Below are 17,383 nucleotides of genomic sequence, written 5' to 3'. Positions count from 1 at the left end.
ATGCATGCGCTTGTTAGATTTTTGACTCATATACCCAGTAATTTATTTTATCTCGAATTTCTTCATCTTGTTGGGTTTGCACTCTCCATACATAAGACGAGTAACCATCAAGACTAAACGGCTGAAGTAGTTTTGTTTTTACTTTCTGTACACCAGCTTTATTTAACGCATCTATGTAAATTGTATCAAGATCTTTAGAAAGCACATTTCCTTCAAATTGTATAGTTGGACTAGATGAATCTTGACTTATAAATTCATTGACTGAAGTTTTAAATAATCTAGATATATTAGTATCTCGACCACACAAGAACAGGTAAGTTGAAACATTTCTTCTCTTCGCTAATACTGCAAGTCTTGCTATATCCTGAATTATTTCTTTTTTATTAGAAGATCTCTCATAGCTTCGCTTGATCTCAGCAATTGTATACACATTTTTGTTTTCTGGATCCTCCCACGGATTAAATATAACAATATCTGCGCATGGATTCCGTGAATTCTCAAATCCTAAATCATCTCGAATAGAAAACTCTTTGTTTTTTAAGTTTGAAGATGGAAGAAGAGCACGCAATTTATTCAATGCTTCTTCCTGTAGAAAACTCTCTGTAACTTCCTTTGAGCCTTCAGCCTCGTCATCATCCAGCTTTGATATTGCTTTCTTAACTAAGCTACGCCCTAAAAGAACAGCCCATTCATAATCAGGGTTATAAGGCATACTTAACAATTCCTTCGTACTTCACTCCTAGCTTATTTTCAAAGTATTCTCTGCTTAAAAGATTGCTCCAAACAGGTGATCCATCTTCAGTAATGTAGACTCTTTGAACAGTTATTCTGTCATCTACTATCCCTGTTCCAGGAGGATATATTTCCAGCCAAATTAGTATGCCTTCTTCAAAAAGGGTAAGGTAATTTGGTGATAACTCGACATTACTCTTGAGTAACGACTTTAGCTTTGCAAAAAAGCTACTTTCTTGTTCAATGCTCTTTGTTAATAGCTTCTTGAATTCTTCGCCATGACTCCCATTCAAACCTTCTTTGCACAGCTTCTGTAGAATGTTTTCAAAACCGTTAGTTATTGACGTTCCTGTATAATCTTTCTTTTGTGTGCAAGCTACAATAATGCAATCTTCCTTATTTTCCGGAAAAATCAAGCTGACAGAACATTTTGACTCGATCCCGCTAAAGCCTGGAAAATCAAAGTTTTCAATGTTAATTATGTTGGACATATTTACCTTAATGTTAAATCTAACGCCCAATTCAGGTGCGCCGTAGGCGTCACCTGGAACCACTTGTTGATATGACTCCCGCGGTCAAGCGGGTTTTAAATACGTTCGTTTTAAACTCATATTAAATACCCATTCTGATACTGGAACCTGAAATTGCGACGGCTGGCACGCTGATATTCGTGGGCTGAAACCACTTTTCATGTATCCGTCGTGTGAGCCTGCCTCTCTCTAGGATCGAGCACTCAGCATATGACTGCCTGAGCTCCTAACAAGATCGAGGGTTACTCACTGGCCGGAGTTGCAGCGTCAGAATGGGTGAACCTCTTTAACGGCTTTCTCTATTGATGACTCAGGCAGTTGCCTGCAGTTGCTGATCCATACCCTTCGTGATGATTTCCCACATAAATGCCGATAGCTCCCGGGCAATGACTACTACCACAACACCGCGTTTTATTCGGAGGCCAGCTTTTACCCGTCAGCGGGAGTCATTATGTCTAAGTGGCTGTTGCTTAGTATTCAACCTTTTGTAAGCGACGTTGTGCAGTATCTCTGTAGAAACTATCTTTATCGCCAGATTTTTCAATAATTGTATTCAACCATAGACGAGTATTTTTCCAATCTTTTCTACCCCAATAAGCTTGAGCAATTTGATAGCGAAAGGCTTGTAAAGTTGAAGCTTTGGGGAAGTTACCCTCAAGAGCAGAAAAAGTCTCTAATACTTGCGGCATATATGCATTAAAATCTTTTTCTACACCATATGAAGAGCCGTACTTTCCTCTTTCTTTCCAGCCAAGAAGGGTACGAATTTTTTCTTCGTATGCAATCCTTGCAGCTTTAGTGTTCGGAAACTCGGTAATCACTTTATCATACCATTTATTTGCAGTTTCAACTTTAGGTATCCAACTAGAATCAATAGTAAATTTACTATCTCGGTCTGAAGACCAGAAATCAGCATGCTTTATATAAGATGCAGCAATTGCATTATCAACGTTTTCCTTGGCACTTTCTCCAACAATTTCGGAGAGCAGTTCAATTTTGCTTTTAACTAATTCAGATTCTTTAGAACTTGGGAATTTAGATACAAGTTGCGTCCACGTCTTTAATGCTGATGCGACTTGATTATTTTCGAATGCGATATTTCCAAGCTCATAATATGCAGCTGATTTATTTGCATTTGATGTTTTACTAAAAACCACATCAATCAGTTCTATTTTTGCCTCTTTGGTCAATCCATGTTCAGAAAGCAACTCTGCTTTTTCTAATGATGCAGAGAATGCAGAAGTGCATGTCAATGATAATGTTATTGCGAGAATAGTCTTTTTCATAAATTACTTTGTCTATTGATTAAAAATATGCCTTAAGGCTTGATGATGAATTTGATGAGCCACTTAACAGTTGTTTTTACGAACCAGTTTCGCTTAACGAGCTATCTGCGTGAAAGACGCACTTCTCTGGAAGTCAGAGCTGATAAGCCTTCCCGCCTTACTCCCTGTTCCAGTTCGTTTAGCTGCCATGTCGCATTTTGTGTTTCATATATTTGTCGCTTAACTAACAGATTTTCAGATACCACTGTATTTCATATACAAAACAGCAAGTTATCCAAGGCCTGCAATTGCACATAGACGAACTGTTTCACGCGAAATATCAGCCTGAGATAGCCACGCTACCGCCATCCTTCATGGCTATGATGGATTGTTCCTGCCCCGAATGTGACCGCAACATGTCGTACAAAAAGCGGATATTATCATGAGACAAAAGTGCATGAAATTGCATTTAAGCAGGTGAAAAAGAGTTCGGAGTGCATAAATTAAAAAGGCAGGTAACTTGTCAATCCAATGGTCTGCCGATGTGCAAGCAAAGAGCACTGAACCCAAATCAATCTCCGCTATGCCCAACAACAACTACAGAAGGCCCGGTTAGCAACCGGGCTGTTTGATGATGTCCCCGCTCTGCAGTAACCAACGTTTCACGAGATCCGTGCTTTATCAGCACACCTCATGAAGAAATTCGGAGAAGATATAACCGCGATCCAGGCTGTCATGGGTCATACCAATCCGGAGACAACCGAGATTTATTTGAAGGAACACGAGGGAAGGTTCAAGCAGGTTTCAGCGCCGCTCAAGGAGATCAAGCTGTAATTATTTATCCAAAATTTATCCAAAAAAATCCGGACTGGATACTTACACAGGCAGTAAGATATTGAATATAAAGAAAATAATGGTAGTCGGTACTAGATTCGAACTAGCGACCTCGTCGATGTCAACGACGCGCTCTAACCAACTGAGCTAACCGACTATAGACACTGCCTGAAGACTCAAACAGGGAAAACTGGTAGGCGGTACTAGATTCGAACTAGCGACCTCAACGATGTCAACGTTGCGCTCTAACCAACTGAGCTAACCGCCTGAAGAGGTTTTGAATCTTATTGATTCATATGAAAAAAGGCAAGCCCAAATGGCTACGCTTTTCACTTATTTCGCTCTTCGGCTCGTTAAAAAGGCTGAACTTTTCATTCTGTAGCCACTCTCAGTTAGCACTCATCTACACGGAGTAGAGCAATGAAGCTTAAGCGTTTTGCAGTAATCATCAGCCTGCTTTATCTGTCCTTCATAGCGCCCTGCTCGGTGGCGATGACAGGCTTTTTTGTTGCATATGATAAAGATGTAAGCAAGACACCTGGTAGATCAGGGGTTGTTGCCCATCTGATCAGAATCACCAATATCGGAGAGGCTGGCCAGGACAGAAAGGTTTTCAGGCTTCATCTGCCTGAGGCCGAACACCATGGGGGTCTGAACCGGCAATACCTTACGAGGCTGGGCATTGTTGATGACAACCACCCTGTTTTTCTTAGTCCCAACGGTTTTATCTATATCTTTGATCTCACTGCTCAACCTGAAGCATCAGGTTACTACAAGCATGTGTGTCATGCCCAAATGACCCAGGCATCCAGCGGCTGCCCTGATTACCAAACCCAGACAGAAATCAACAGTGCCACTGCATCTTCATCTTTAGGCGCGCTGATTATCTCTGCCACAGGCAAGCCCCGGGAATTGTTTTCTCCCATGAGTGTATCTACCGCCTTTAAAACAGCGGATGGTGCGACGCATTGTTTTGTCGCCAGCGATGAGCGCTGTTTCATCCTTGATATTCCCCCGCAAGCACCAGATACAGCAACAAGTCAGTCTCAAACGATTAACATACGACCCTTCCCTGCCCCCGGAAGTAATAAAGTTTGTGACAATCCACAAACAGCCACCTCTCTCAAAAACCCTTTGCCGGGTCGCCGCTATATGTCGACAGGCATTGATCTTGTTAAAGGCGTCAATGACCAGTACCACATTGTGGCCAGCCTGGATGCAACACGCAGGGAAACAAAAGCAGGCAGGCAGGATGACGGCAGAGCCTTTATTCTGTATCAAACCGCGCTGAAGCCGGGAGATCAGGAATGGAAGCAGACAAATATTGCACAGGCTTCAGCCCGGCTTCGTATAAAAGATCACGAGCACGGCGATAGAGAATACAAAAACAACAACTTCGGTGATATTTTCGATGTTTGCACAGATACAACGTGCCGCAGGGTAAGTCTCTCTATGCACCATCATCAGGGCGCCTTGATTCAGGACGTTTTGGCTGTAGCGCCTCAAGACCTGCGACACTGTCGCAACCTGATGCTCTTTGATAGCCCACAATCAAGGGTTCTCAGAGATTCGACCCTCTCGGAAAAAGATCATGATGAATATCGTGTAATGACAAGACCGTTTAAGGGCAGGCTGTATAGCGTAACTGTCGGCCAATCGCAGCCCTCTCTAGAGGAAGTTCAGGCAACGGCTGGCAATTATGAATTTAAACTGCAGGTGACAGACTGGCCGGAACCTTCAGACAGGACCTTACTACCACCTGCTTCTCTGATCTGGACGGATTGCTGCACTGTAGGCACATTACCTACTGAACTGCACCCGCACATGCTCGAACACTTTATCCTGACAGACAGCAGTGTCATTCAATTGGATTACAACTTTTAAGTCAGTATGAGAGAAAGCAACAGGCCTTTCGGGGCCTGTTGTCTGATTCGACTCACCCGCCCAGCACCTGATCTTTCAACTGCTCAATCTGATCCCGAATTGCAGCCGCCTGCTCAAACTCAAGATTACGCGCATGAGTGTACATCTGCTCTTCCAGCGTTCTGAGCTTCTTCGCCAACTGATCCGGCGTCAGTGATTTATCCACTGCATATCCGGCCGCCGGCTCGGCCACTTTCGCTGCCTGTGTGCGACCCCGTCCTTTGCCCGGTACCACGGCGCCTTCCATAATGTCGGCAACGGACTTGGTAACGCCCTTGGGCACAATGCCATGCTGCTTGTTGAACTCCAGCTGTTTGGTGCGGCGCCGTTCGGTTTCGTCAAGCGCACGCTGCATGGAACCGGTTACCCGGTCAGCATAAAGAATCGCCTTGCCTTTCAGGTTACGGGCAGCCCGGCCAATAGTCTGGATCAGTGACCGGTCGGAGCGAAGGAAACCTTCCTTGTCTGCATCAAGGATTGCCACCAGCGAGACTTCCGGCATATCCAGACCTTCCCGCAGCAGGTTGATACCCACCAGCACATCGAATACACCGAGTCGCAGATCACGGATAATCTCCACCCGCTCCACGGTATCAATATCCGAGTGCAGATAGCGCACCCGTACATCATGTTCACTCAGATAATCCGTCAGATCTTCTGCCATGCGCTTGGTCAGGGTGGTGACCAGCACCCGTTCACTGTCCGCAACCCGTTCCCGAATCTCTGCCAACAGATCATCTACCTGGGTCATTGCCGGGCGCACTTCAACTTCAGGGTCAACCAGCCCGGTCGGTCTGACTACTTGTTCTACAACCTGATCCTGATGTTCTTTCTCGTAGACGCCGGGAGTCGCTGAAACGAAAATAGTCTGCGGTCGTCTGGCTTCCCATTCTTCAAATTTCATCGGACGGTTATCCAGTGCCGAAGGCAGGCGGAAACCGTGTTCTACCAGTGTTTCCTTACGGGAACGGTCGCCTTTATACATGGCACCAACCTGCGGTACCGAGACATGGGACTCATCGATAACCAGCAGGGCATTGTCCGGGATATAGTCAAACAGGGTCGGAGGTGGCTCTCCCGGCGCACGACCGGAGAGATAGCGGGAGTAGTTCTCAATACCGGTGCAGTAACCCAGTTCCATAATCATTTCGATATCAAACCGGGTGCGCTGTTCCAGTCTCTGGGCTTCCACCAGCTTGTTATTATCCCGCAGTACCTTGAGTCGATCTGTCAGCTCATCCTTGATTTTGTCCACAGCATCCAGCAGGGTTTGCCGGGGTGTGACATAGTGGGACTTGGGATAAATGGTTACGCGAGGCACTTTGCGCAACACTTCACCGGTCAGCGGATCAAACCAGCTGATTTCTTCCAGCTCTTCATCGAACAGCTCGAGACGAACAGCTTCTTTTTCTGATTCAGCCGGGAAAATATCAATAACATCGCCCCGTACCCGATAAGTGGCGCGCTTCAGTTCGACATCGTTGCGGCTGTATTGCAGTTCCGCCAGCCGACGCATGATATCGCGCTGATCCACCATATCGCCGCGGCTCAGATGCAGCATCATTTTCAGGTAGGATTCCGGATCACCCAAACCGTAAATCGCAGAGACGGTTGCAACAATCAGTGCGTCATCACGTTCCATCAGCGCCTTGGTGGCCGACAGTCGCATCTGCTCAATATGTTCGTTAACCGAGGCATCCTTTTCGATATAGGTGTCAGACGACGGCACATAGGCTTCCGGCTGATAGTAGTCGTAATAGGAAACGAAATACTCGACCGCATTATCCGGAAAGAACTCTTTGAACTCGCCGTACAACTGGGCTGCCAGCGTTTTGTTATGCGCCATTACAATGGTCGGGCGCTGCAGCTTCTCTACCACATTGGCAATGGAAAAGGTTTTACCGGAACCGGTAACCCCCAGTAGAGTCTGGCAGGCCAGTCCTGCATCGATACCCTTTACCAGCTGCTCAATCGCGCCGGGCTGGTCGCCGGCTGGCTTAAATGCGGAATGAACCTTGAATTGACGCCCCATTCTCTTCCTGCAATCTGTCTGGATGGTGTATTATCACTAACCGCCGGACTCATACTGGTTTTCCACTACAACCACAAGTGAAAATACCAGCCGCACAACCGGTCGCTATGATCATTATGCCGCTGCACTGCAAACAGGCAAGCGACAAAGGCTCAGGGCGAAATCCATCACCATCATGCTGACCCGCAATGCAGTATTAAAACAACCAGCAAGACTGTAACTGCATTGATTACCGGCATGTATACCAAGAGGAATTCAGATGGACCAGCAGCTTTCTCATCGCGTAGGCCTTATCAAGCCATCCCCGACTCTGGCCGTAACCACCCGCGCTGCAGAATTACGCGCTTCCGGCAAGGACATTATCGGTCTGGGTGCCGGCGAGCCGGATTTTGATACCCCTGATCATATAAAAGCCGCTGCTATTCAGGCCATCACTGATGGCAAGACCAAATATACCGCCGTCGACGGCACACCCGAGCTGAAACAGGCCATTATCCACAAGTTCAAGCGTGATAACGGCTTTGAATATGAATTTAACCAAGTTCTGGTTTCCTGTGGTGGCAAGCAGAGCTTTTTCAACCTGGCTCTGGCGCTGCTCAACCCCGGTGATGAAGTTGTTATTCCGGCTCCTTACTGGGTTTCCTATCCGGATATGGTACGTATTGCGGAAGCCTCTCCGATTATCGTCTCCACCAGTCAGGAAAGCCGCTTCAAAATGACACCGGAGCAGCTGGAGCAGGCAATTACTTCCCGCACCCGGTTGGTTGTTCTTAACAGTCCGTCTAACCCGACCGGTACGGCCTATACCGAGAATGAACTGCAAGCACTGGCAGATGTATTGCTGAAGCATCCAAATATCATGATCGCCACCGATGATATGTACGAGCATATTGTCTGGGGAGATCAGCCGTTCTGCAATATCCTCAATGTCTGCCCTCAACTGTATGACCGTACCATTGTTCTGAACGGCGTATCCAAGGCCTATTCAATGACCGGCTGGCGAATCGGTTATGCCGGCGGACCCTCATGGCTGATTGCCAGCATGAAAAAAATTCAGTCTCAGAGCACGTCCAACCCCTGCTCCATTGCCCAGGCAGCCGCAACTGAAGCACTGAATGGCCCGCAGCAACCTGTCAGGGAAATGGTAAAAGCGTTTAAAGAACGCCATGACTATGTGGTGAAGCGCCTGAATGAAATGCCCGGCGTCAATGCACTGGAAAGCGATGGTACCTTTTATACCTTCCCCTGTTTCAGGGACGCTATGCGAATGAAAGGTATCTCATCTGATACCGCACTGGCCGAGATGTTTCTGGAAGCGGGTGTTGCTTTGGTGCCTGGTTCGGCATTTGGCGCTGAGGGTTATGCGCGGATTTCTTTTGCAACCAGCAGAGAAGCATTGCAAACAGCCCTTGATCGTATGCAAGCCTCTCTAAAATAACCAATTACTTTGATGATTCACGATCCCGTACACTCACACAGGGCATCGTGAATCATCATTGATCAGCTGTTGCAGGCTTCATCTTCAGTACTTTCACAATGCTTCTCCTGAGTTTCATCGCTGGCTTTTCAATTATGAACCATGACAACCCTGCAGCTATGAAGGAGAAAGAGAAATATGCTAAAAATTTATACTCATCTGAATTAAAACTAACGCCCATCTGCGCCCAAAAAGGTATCGCAAAATAGTGCCAGATATAAAACCCGTAACTAATCAGTCCCAAAGGAGCAAGAACCTTCCTGAAAAGAAAATTTTCATTAATTAAATTTTTATGATTATCCATATAAATAATCAGGCAGGCAGTCAAAACAGTAAAAGAAACATCCTGGACGGCAGGAAACCAAACTGAATCTACAGACTCATATGGCTTAAAGTCAACAGCAGCCATGACTGAAAGTAAAAACACAATGGACAACAATAGCATTAACCCACTATTTCGAACCCTTCTTTCCCTGGTCAAAAGGAGCCCTACAGCAAAAGAATCAATACAGCCCGGCAAAAGATAAGTAGAAAAAACCCAACCCTGATCTGTATAGCTACTAAATAGCCTCCAGAAAAACCCAAAAACAATCATTAATAACAAAACTTTAGCTCGCAGTTTTTCAGACGGCATCAAAAAGAACAAAACCGCCCAAAAAATATAAAACTGCACCTCAACAGAAATTGTCCAAAAATGAACTGCATAACCATAGAGAGAGCCTGAAACCATGTCGAAATTACTTACAAACAAAACCAATGCATCAATATTGCTTTGAACATATTGATAACCTAGGAGATATATCAAAAATATTGCAAAAATATATGGCGGAACAATCCTTAAAATTCGACTCAAAGCAAATTTCAAAAAAACTGAAACCCTTGTTTCTCCTTCAATGCTGGACTGATAAAACAAAATACGCCCGATAAACATGCCACTCAACACAAAAAATGCTACCACCCCTGCTCTACCAAACATAAAAGAGTTTGCAAGAGCACTGCCCATAAACCAATGGGCAAAAGCAACCATCAAAGCAGCAACAGCTCTTATCGAATCATAGTCCGAGCGTCTTTCTGCGATATTCATTCAAACAAAAACCCAAATTGTTTTCTTACCCATGCTCGAGGTTCATGCTCACTCAGTCGCCACAATCTAGCATCCCATATAAAATGGATCATGGTAATACTTGTTAGTGTCGCCACGACAAGATTCAAAATAAGAGGATAATTAGCCTGAATATTCAGGAGGGCTGCAGTCGCAGTTCCAAACTGAGTCGACCAAACAATCAAATCACGAACGAATAAACTACAAAGCATAAAGAACAATGCAGCTCCTGCTACATAAGCCCAACGCCACTTGAAGCCAGCAGACGAAACACCTTCAACATCTCTTCGACTTACCGAATGCACCCACAAAATCAATATATATTGCAATCCATGAGCCCATGTAAAGGACGCAAAGGCAAGCAAGGCATCTCCTGTAAAAAAATATGGTGTAAAAAAAGCTGTACTGGATAAAAGCAACAAGACATTGACTGGTTTCAGCTCTTTACGACGAATCCATAATGAATACACAGCCAGAAAAATACTGAGAACCAATATAAAAAGCCCTAGATACCAAAGCTGTGAAAACAAAAAATCCATGTAAGATAAATTTTCACTTGGGTAATAAACCTTTAGACCTTCTCCAGCCGCCTGATAGACGCCAATTACACCTGCAATACCTCCACCAAGAACAGCCCACCTTTCAATTTTCAACCCAGGCTTACGTTTCGAACATATACATGAAAAAGAAAAAACACCTAAATTTTGCTTTGCAAAATGCCACGTTTGCCAAAGCGTGTAATAAAGCATAAAGAAATAGACAATGACCGGTGCACCGCCACCAACATTTTCAGCCAACAGCCCAAAAACAATAAAATTCAACAAAACAATGGCAACACAGAAATAGATCATTCGCCCCTGATATTTTCTAATATAATTCCTGATATCAGGATCTGTTAACAAGTATGCTGTTGCAGGCACATGACCAGTAGCAATAAAACCAATAATAACGACCGTTAATGTAGCACCACTGACCCCAGCAAACTGTGCCGCCAGGGCAACATAAGGTATCAGGGTTACAACTAATAAAGCCCAGTGAAAAAGGTTTATTGAGCTTCGCCGTGACACAAGAGGCAACTGGCTTTCTGACAGAGCACTCATCTAGAAAGAACCTCACTACCAATCATAATTTTTAATAAAGAGTAAAGTAAGTCACATATTGACATTCAACTCATATGATAGGTCACAGCAATCATACTTTAATCTAATATGTTTATATTTATTTTCATTTATCATTTAGTAAAAGACATAACAACTCAGGGGTAATAAAGCAAACTATTCCTCTTCTTCCTCAGGCATATACAGGAGATAATGACAATGAGGCATTTTATCTCTCTTGTATTTATAAGCCTTTTCCTTCTATTTCTGCTCTTTGCCACATCAGGCATACAGGCAGCAGATATTTATGTTCAGGCCAGTCCATTCAGCACGCTGACCTTTAGTAATATGAAAAACCCGCCCGCAATCTCACACCGTGAGTTTCGCCCGGCGCCATTCTTTGACACCTATGACCCCAGTGTGTTCTCCGGAAGCGTTGGCTATATCGACTTTGGTATGCAGGACGCTGCGAGAGTACAGCGGGTTCTTCCGGCTTACATCTACACGCTATTACCGACAGATAAAAAATATCGTGTATTTCTGCATCTTCAGGCGAGTCCTGCTTATGATGCAGGAGCAATGCAGCTCAAATTACACAGCTGGGCCGATCCTCAGGGACAGTATTCAGCCGGAAACGGAGATGGAAGTCTGGATATTTTTGCGGAAGTCGGTTTCTGGGGCACAACTCTGGATGACCTGGCTGCCCAGATTCTGCCTGTTTCTCTCAATGAAACCCCTTTCAACCCTGATGGTCTGCTTGGCATTTGGCAAAACATCCATAACGGAGGAATGATTTCTCCGGATATTCTTGGCATTACTCAAGGGCAGCTTAGCCCCGAAAACCACCTGAATTTTTCCGGTATTTCTGTTGCCATTCTGTCTCCACAGACCAATATCAGGCCTGATGCCGAAGACACCATTGCGATAACATTTCATATAGTATCCAGTTCTGAGCGACTGACTACAGATAATGTTGCTTATACACCCAAGGGCTTACCGGCTCAGTTTATGAAAGCCGCAGGCGCTGGCTCTCCCAGGGGCAGGGCTCTACAGCAACATATCGACTATAGAGTCGGAGCCATCCCACAGCCTGTTGAGTTTTCATTTGCGGAGCTTCGCTCTGTACTCGCTAATTCAGGAATGCTGAATCGTGACACAGCTCGGCTCTTCGAGGTTTTTACCGGTGTTCAGACTCCCCCTCATGGCCGGTTAGATGTTGAAGGTCTGCCACAGGCTAAAACAGTACTACCTGCTCCAAAGCAAACATCCTATGCAGCAACACAACAGCAGGGTGTTAAGAAGAATCTGTTGCAGAACTTTGATTTCTGCACACCACGCCAAAAAATGCTGGCATTACTGGATTGCTCTGATTCCACTCCCGGAAAATGGCAACTATGGTCGCCACAGGGTGTTCCCTCTCCAGCAACAGCTCAGATGTTTCGGGATGATCCAGGCAGCCCCTACCAATGGTCCGGGGAGAAAATCATTCACATAGAATACGGTGCTGCCCCTGTTAGCGCATTGACACAAAAAATTAAAAGCCGAACAGCTATGGTTGGTCAGGAAGCTGTACTGTCCGGCTGGGTGCGCACAAAAGACAAAATGGGCACCCTCTACTCCAGCCTGAGCCGTAACGGAGATGGAAAAAACCTTAGCTTTGAAGAATATCAGGTGACACCTGAGTGGACTCGAATTGTTGTCAGGCACAAAGTACTCAGTACAGAATTCACCACTCCCAACGGGCTGACTTTTTATCTGGGCACAAATCTGGGCAGTATCCTCCAGCACCAGGGAGACTGGATCGAATTTGCAGGGCTGGATCTCCGCTTCGAAACAGTGGATACGACTCCCTCCGACAACTGGGTACTGTGGACTTCTGCAGGACAGGTAGCCAAAAACAAAGGACGCATTGTTGTAAATACTGGCCCGGCACCCACCAGGAATGCGCTCAGGCTTGACTGGTATAGTCAGGACGAATGTCACAATACATTGACCCAGTCGACTGCAATTGGTGTTGATGTGGCCCGGGGGCGGCAGATTTCCCAGTCCTGCTGGATCAAATCAAGCCAGCCAGGCTCAGTGATGTCATATATCAACCGAAATACCGACGGCCTTGCGGTGGGCCTGAAGTCACACTTTATAACGCCTGAGTGGCAATATGTAACTATGCCTGCGTCAACCGCTACTTATCCTCCAGGCGCCAAAGGGATAACCTGTTACATATCCAGTATGATGCAAAACATCCTGACCGGACCCGGAACATGGGTTGAGATTGCATCACCGGAATGCCATGTCGAGCCCTGACACTGGTGACTGATCCGGCAGAGCTGTTGCCTTGTGTGGTCCTGCAAGCTGCAAAGATCAAACTGCCTGGATATAGTAGCTCTGCATCAGCGCCCTCAACTCTCAAGATCAGCTAATCAGTAATAAAACTGATCGACTTAGCTTCGCTATATACCGTGAAACCCATACTGTTATCTGCCACACGCTGGATGTAAACTTTTCCTTTTACATGTAGTAGCCTGTACTTATCCCCCCCGAAAATAACAGTAGAGAGGGGATTTTGTGCTTGCCCCTAGCCTAGAAACACAGGGATACGTGTTCTAACCACACGCCATATATCGAGGAACCGATGCGGCTCAAATGTATCAAACTGGCTGGTTTCAAGTCCTTTGTTGACCCGACAACCGTTTACTTCCCTACCAACATGTGTGGCGTTGTCGGCCCCAATGGTTGTGGCAAGTCCAATATTATCGACGCCGTTCGCTGGGTGATGGGGGAGTCCTCCGCCAAGAACCTGCGGGGCGAGTCCATGACGGACGTTATCTTCAAGGGTTCCAACAGCCGGAAACCGGCCGCCAAGGCATCGGTCGAACTGATTTTTGATAATACTGAAGGCAAGGTAACCGGCGAGTACGCGGCCTTTAACGAGATCTCGGTCAAGCGCCTGCTGACCAGCGACTCCAAGAACTTCTATTACCTCAACAATGCCAAGTGCCGCCGCCGGGATATTATGGATATCTTCCTCGGTACCGGTCTGGGTCCACGCAGCTACTCCATTATCAGTCAGGGTATTATCTCCAACCTGATCGAGTGTAAACCTGAAGAACTGCGGGTATTTATTGAAGAAGCCGCTGGTATATCCAAATACAAGGAGCGCCGCCGCGAGACTGAAAACCGGATTCGCCGCACCACCGAGAACCTTGAGCGTCTGACCGACCTGCGGGACGAACTTGAACGCCAGCTCTCTCACCTGAAACGCCAGGCCGAAGCTGCCGAGCGTTATAAACAGTTGAAAGAAGAAGAACGCCTGAAAAAAGCCCAGCTTCACGCCTTACGCTGGCAGGCCATTGATACCGGAGCCAACAGTCAGGAAGCAGCAATTCGCGAGTTCGAGGTTCAGCTGGAAGCCAGTATTGCCAAACAGCGCTCCAATGATACCGGCATAGAAAAAGCCCGGGATGAACAGACCGGACTCAGTGACCGTTTTAATGAAGTTCAGGGTCGTTACTACAGCACCGGTAACGAAATCACCCGACTGGAACAGATTATTCAGCACCGCAAAGAGCGGAGCCAGCAGCTGAAGGATGATCTGGCCCAGGCTGAAGAGCACTGGAAAGAAGCCAAAGAACATCTGGCCATCGACCAGGAACGACTGGTTCAGCTGGAAACCGAGATTGAAACCCTGGCACCCGAACTGGAAATGCTGCAGGCCAGTGATGATTCCGCGGCTGACCTTCAGGCCTCTGCCGAAGAAGCCATGCACCGCTGGCAGCAGGAATGGGACAGTTTCAGTCAGAATGCCCAGGAACCCCGACGTCAGGCTGAAGTTGAACAGTCCCGCATCCAGCATCTGGAACAGGCTATGGAACGGGTTGCGGAACGCAGTCGCCGGTTGCAGGAAGAACTGGATAGCATGCAGCACGACCCGGTTGCAGAGGAAATCGAACTGCTACTGGAGCGCCAGACTGAAGCCGAGCTGGAAGTAGAATCCAGTGAAACCAGGCTGGAAGATACTGACCATCAAATCTCCAGTCGCCGGGAAGCACTGGAAGATATAGCCGTTCAGGCAGATGATCTGCGGGAACAGCTCAGCCGCGACAAGGGACGCCTGTCATCACTTGAAGCACTGCAGCAGGCAGCCCTGAGCAACTCCGAAGGCACTGCCCAGTGGCTGGAAAGCCAGCAGCTGGATAACAAACCCCGACTGGCAGATAACATCCAGATCAAGGATGGCTGGGATATTGCGCTGGAAACGGTACTGGGTGATCACGTCCAGGCAGTTTGTGTTGATAGCCTGGATAATCTCGCCGCAGGTCTGGAAGGCCTTGAAGACGGTCGGGTTACCCTGCTGGAAACCGGCCCACATAAGTCGGCTTCCGGTCGCTCTGACCTTACCTCACTGGCATCGCTGGTTACCGCCGGACCGGTACCAACCCGACTGGCATCGGTTTATGTTGCTGACAGTCTGACCAGCGCTTTACAGCTCCGCTCCGGACTGGAAGCTCACGAATCCCTGATTACTACTGACGGTATCTGGCTGGGATCAGACTGGCTGCGACTGAACCGGGAACATACGTCTGAATCCGGCGTACTGGCCCGCAAGCAGGAAATTGAACAACTGCTGCAGTCCACCGAAAGCAATAACAATGAACTGAACACTCTGGAATCCCAGCGCCAGACCCTGCGAGAACAATTGCAGAAGCTGGAACAGGATCGTGAGCAGCTGCGCCGCACCCTGAACGAACAGCGTCAGCAGCAAGCCAGTATTCAGGCAGAACTGGCCGGTAAAAAAGTGCGGGTTGAACAGTTCACCCTGCAGCGTCAGCGAATTGAAGAAGAACGGCGCGATATCCAGGAACAACAGTCACTGGAACAGGAAAAGCTGGGTGAAGCCCGGTTACTGTTGCAGGAAGCGCTGGACCGGATGGAAGATGACTCTGCCCGCCGGGAAGAACTGCAGGAACAACGGGAAGTGCTGCGCGACAGACTGGATCAGGCGCGGATGCAGGCCCGTGACCAGCGTGATCGTGCTCACCGGTTAGCGCTGCGCCAGCAGGCTGCAACCACCCAGATTCAATCCACCAAAGCCAGTATTGAACGACTGCAGCAACAGAACCAAAGACTGGATGCCCAGCGTCAAATGTTGCTGGACTCCCTTGCAGAAGCCGAATCCCCTTCCGATGATCTGGAACTTCAGCTGGAAGCCTTGCTGGAACAGCGACTGACCGTTGAAGAGGAAATGGCCGAAGCCCGTCGTGAACTGGAACGGGTTGAGCATCAGCTGCGCCAGTTTGAACAGGAACGTCATCAGGCTGAGCAGGAAACTGCCAATATTCGCGGTCGACTGGAAAAGCTGCGGATGGACTGGCAGGGCATGCAGGTACGTCGTAACACCCTGAAAGAACAGCTGGCTGAAAGTAATTTCGATCTGCAGACCGTGATCGACAACCTCCCTGAAGGTGCCACCGAGAACGAATGGGAAGAGATCCTCGAAAAAATCGGTAACCGGATTCAACGCCTCGGTGCCATCAACCTGGCAGCGATTGAAGAGTACGATACCCAGTCCCAGCGCAAGAAGTATCTGGATGCCCAGAATGACGATCTGGTGGAAGCACTGGAAACGCTGGAAAACGCCATTCGCCGAATTGATAAGGAAACCCGCAACCGGTTCCAGGTTACCTTTGAAAAGGTTAACGCCGGTCTGCAGGAACTGTTCCCGAAAGTCTTTGGTGGTGGCCGTGCTTACCTTGCACTGACCGGCGAAGATCTGCTGGATACCGGTGTCACCATTATGGCTCAGCCGCCGGGCAAGAAGAACAGCACCATTCACCTGCTATCCGGTGGTGAAAAAGCCCTGACAGCGATTGCACTGGTCTTCTCCATCTTCCAGCTGAACCCCTCTCCTTTCTGTATGCTGGATGAGGTTGATGCGCCTTTGGATGATGCTAACGTGGGTCGTTACGCACGAATGGTTGAAGAAATGTCAGAAAAAGTGCAATTTATTTATATCACCCATAACAAGATTGCGATGGAAGCCGCAAATCAGCTGATTGGTGTCACCATGCACGAACCCGGTGTGTCACGACCGGTATCTGTAGACATTGAAGAAGCGGCTGCCATGGCGATAAGCTGAATGTAAACCGGGCTGCAAAATAGTAAAAGTTATGCAGCCAATTATTCACAAAAGGCAAACAGCCAGGATTTTTTTTCGGCATTATATTTGCTAATCAAAAGAAGTAGTTACGCCACGCAAGTATTACCCGAACCGCAGGGTGCATGGCGACATGGACGGACAAGATTAGCTGCTGACATAAATATGTAAAAACAGAGCTATACGACGAGTCTTTCTTATATCAGGTCAGTTATACTTGCGTTGGATTTTATGACG

General features: G+C 47.3%; 10 protein-coding genes, 2 tRNA genes and 1 pseudogene. 5 read left to right on the top strand and 8 right to left on the bottom strand.

Annotated elements, in window-relative coordinates:
* Positions 1-13: 13 nt before the first annotated feature.
* The 3 genes from ACYZZ0_RS09630 to ACYZZ0_RS09620 all read right to left on the bottom strand — a co-directional run bounded on the left by ACYZZ0_RS09630 (position 14) and on the right by ACYZZ0_RS09620 (position 2,548).
* The gene (locus tag ACYZZ0_RS09630) at positions 14-712 is read right to left on the bottom strand and encodes a hypothetical protein (RefSeq protein WP_461536402.1); all 699 of its coding nucleotides are present in this window, start codon (positions 710-712) and stop codon (positions 14-16) included.
* Positions 702-1,286, bottom strand: coding sequence for a hypothetical protein (locus ACYZZ0_RS09625; protein ID WP_461536401.1), 585 nt, complete (start codon positions 1,284-1,286; stop codon positions 702-704). The genes ACYZZ0_RS09630 and ACYZZ0_RS09625 overlap by 11 nt, the downstream gene beginning before the upstream one ends.
* Before the next feature lie 446 nt (positions 1,287-1,732).
* A complete protein-coding gene (locus ACYZZ0_RS09620; protein WP_461536400.1) occupies positions 1,733-2,548 on the bottom strand; it encodes a tetratricopeptide repeat protein in 816 nt (271 codons plus the stop codon).
* A 645-nt stretch (positions 2,549-3,193) separates the two neighbouring features.
* Between ACYZZ0_RS09620 and ACYZZ0_RS09615 the strand changes: the two are divergent.
* Positions 3,194-3,361: pseudogene (locus ACYZZ0_RS09615) on the top strand (hypothetical protein); the annotation flags it as partial.
* Between the two features lie 80 nt (positions 3,362-3,441).
* Here ACYZZ0_RS09615 and ACYZZ0_RS09610 read toward each other — a convergent pair.
* Both ACYZZ0_RS09610 and ACYZZ0_RS09605 read right to left on the bottom strand, forming a co-directional pair.
* A tRNA-Val gene (locus ACYZZ0_RS09610) sits at positions 3,442-3,518 on the bottom strand.
* Between the two features lie 34 nt (positions 3,519-3,552).
* Positions 3,553-3,629 (bottom strand) — tRNA-Val (locus ACYZZ0_RS09605).
* Positions 3,630-3,781: 152 nt separating this feature from the next.
* Between ACYZZ0_RS09605 and ACYZZ0_RS09600 the strand changes: the two genes are divergently transcribed.
* Positions 3,782-5,245, top strand: a complete 1,464-nt coding sequence (locus ACYZZ0_RS09600) for a hypothetical protein (RefSeq protein WP_461536399.1) — start codon at positions 3,782-3,784, stop codon at positions 5,243-5,245.
* A gap of 52 nt (positions 5,246-5,297) precedes the next feature.
* Here the strand turns inward: ACYZZ0_RS09600 and uvrB are convergent, their stop codons facing one another.
* Positions 5,298-7,316, bottom strand: coding sequence for an excinuclease ABC subunit UvrB (gene uvrB / locus ACYZZ0_RS09595; protein ID WP_461536398.1), 2,019 nt, complete (start codon positions 7,314-7,316; stop codon positions 5,298-5,300).
* Between the two features lie 259 nt (positions 7,317-7,575).
* On the opposite strand from uvrB, the gene ACYZZ0_RS09590 reads away from it, so the two are divergent.
* A complete protein-coding gene (locus ACYZZ0_RS09590) occupies positions 7,576-8,754 on the top strand; it encodes a pyridoxal phosphate-dependent aminotransferase (RefSeq protein ID WP_461536397.1) in 1,179 nt (392 codons plus the stop codon).
* A 55-nt stretch (positions 8,755-8,809) separates the two neighbouring features.
* On the opposite strand, the gene ACYZZ0_RS09585 is transcribed toward ACYZZ0_RS09590, so the two are convergent.
* Entirely contained in the window at positions 8,810-9,877 is a 1,068-nt protein-coding gene (locus ACYZZ0_RS09585) for an acyltransferase family protein (RefSeq protein WP_461536396.1), read from the bottom strand.
* The gene (locus tag ACYZZ0_RS09580) at positions 9,874-10,995 is read right to left on the bottom strand and encodes a hypothetical protein (protein ID WP_461536395.1); all 1,122 of its coding nucleotides are present in this window, start codon (positions 10,993-10,995) and stop codon (positions 9,874-9,876) included. The genes ACYZZ0_RS09585 and ACYZZ0_RS09580 overlap by 4 nt, the downstream gene beginning before the upstream one ends.
* A gap of 345 nt (positions 10,996-11,340) precedes the next feature.
* On the opposite strand from ACYZZ0_RS09580, the gene ACYZZ0_RS09575 reads away from it, so the two are divergent.
* Positions 11,341-13,296 (top strand): hypothetical protein, encoded by a 1,956-nt coding sequence (locus ACYZZ0_RS09575; RefSeq protein WP_461536394.1) that lies wholly within the window; start codon positions 11,341-11,343, stop codon positions 13,294-13,296.
* 328 nt (positions 13,297-13,624) lie between these two features.
* Positions 13,625-17,128 (top strand): chromosome segregation protein SMC, encoded by a 3,504-nt coding sequence (gene smc, locus ACYZZ0_RS09570; RefSeq protein ID WP_461536393.1) that lies wholly within the window; start codon positions 13,625-13,627, stop codon positions 17,126-17,128.
* Positions 17,129-17,383 lie beyond the last annotated feature (255 nt).

Source organism: Spongorhabdus nitratireducens (genome assembly GCA_947387575.1).
Classification (GTDB): Bacteria; Pseudomonadota; Gammaproteobacteria; order Pseudomonadales; family Endozoicomonadaceae; genus CANDOC01.
Note: the sequence above shows the minus strand (reverse complement) of the source record. Positions and strands in the feature narration are given on the sequence as shown.

Excerpts from the sequence above, each read along its gene's own strand:
- uvrB (WP_461536398.1), bottom strand. The coding sequence starts at position 7,316 with ATGGGGCGTCAATTCAAGGTTCATTCCGCATTTAAGCCAGCCGGCGAC.
- ACYZZ0_RS09630 (WP_461536402.1), bottom strand. The coding sequence starts at position 712 with ATGCCTTATAACCCTGATTATGAATGGGCTGTTCTTTTAGGGCGTAGC.
- ACYZZ0_RS09585 (WP_461536396.1), bottom strand. The coding sequence starts at position 9,877 with ATGAATATCGCAGAAAGACGCTCGGACTATGATTCGATAAGAGCTGTT.
- ACYZZ0_RS09590 (WP_461536397.1), top strand. The coding sequence starts at position 7,576 with ATGGACCAGCAGCTTTCTCATCGCGTAGGCCTTATCAAGCCATCCCCG.
- smc (WP_461536393.1), top strand. The coding sequence starts at position 13,625 with ATGCGGCTCAAATGTATCAAACTGGCTGGTTTCAAGTCCTTTGTTGAC.
- ACYZZ0_RS09580 (WP_461536395.1), bottom strand. The coding sequence starts at position 10,995 with ATGAGTGCTCTGTCAGAAAGCCAGTTGCCTCTTGTGTCACGGCGAAGC.
- ACYZZ0_RS09600 (WP_461536399.1), top strand. The coding sequence starts at position 3,782 with ATGAAGCTTAAGCGTTTTGCAGTAATCATCAGCCTGCTTTATCTGTCC.
- ACYZZ0_RS09575 (WP_461536394.1), top strand. The coding sequence starts at position 11,341 with ATGAAAAACCCGCCCGCAATCTCACACCGTGAGTTTCGCCCGGCGCCA.
- ACYZZ0_RS09620 (WP_461536400.1), bottom strand. The coding sequence starts at position 2,548 with ATGAAAAAGACTATTCTCGCAATAACATTATCATTGACATGCACTTCT.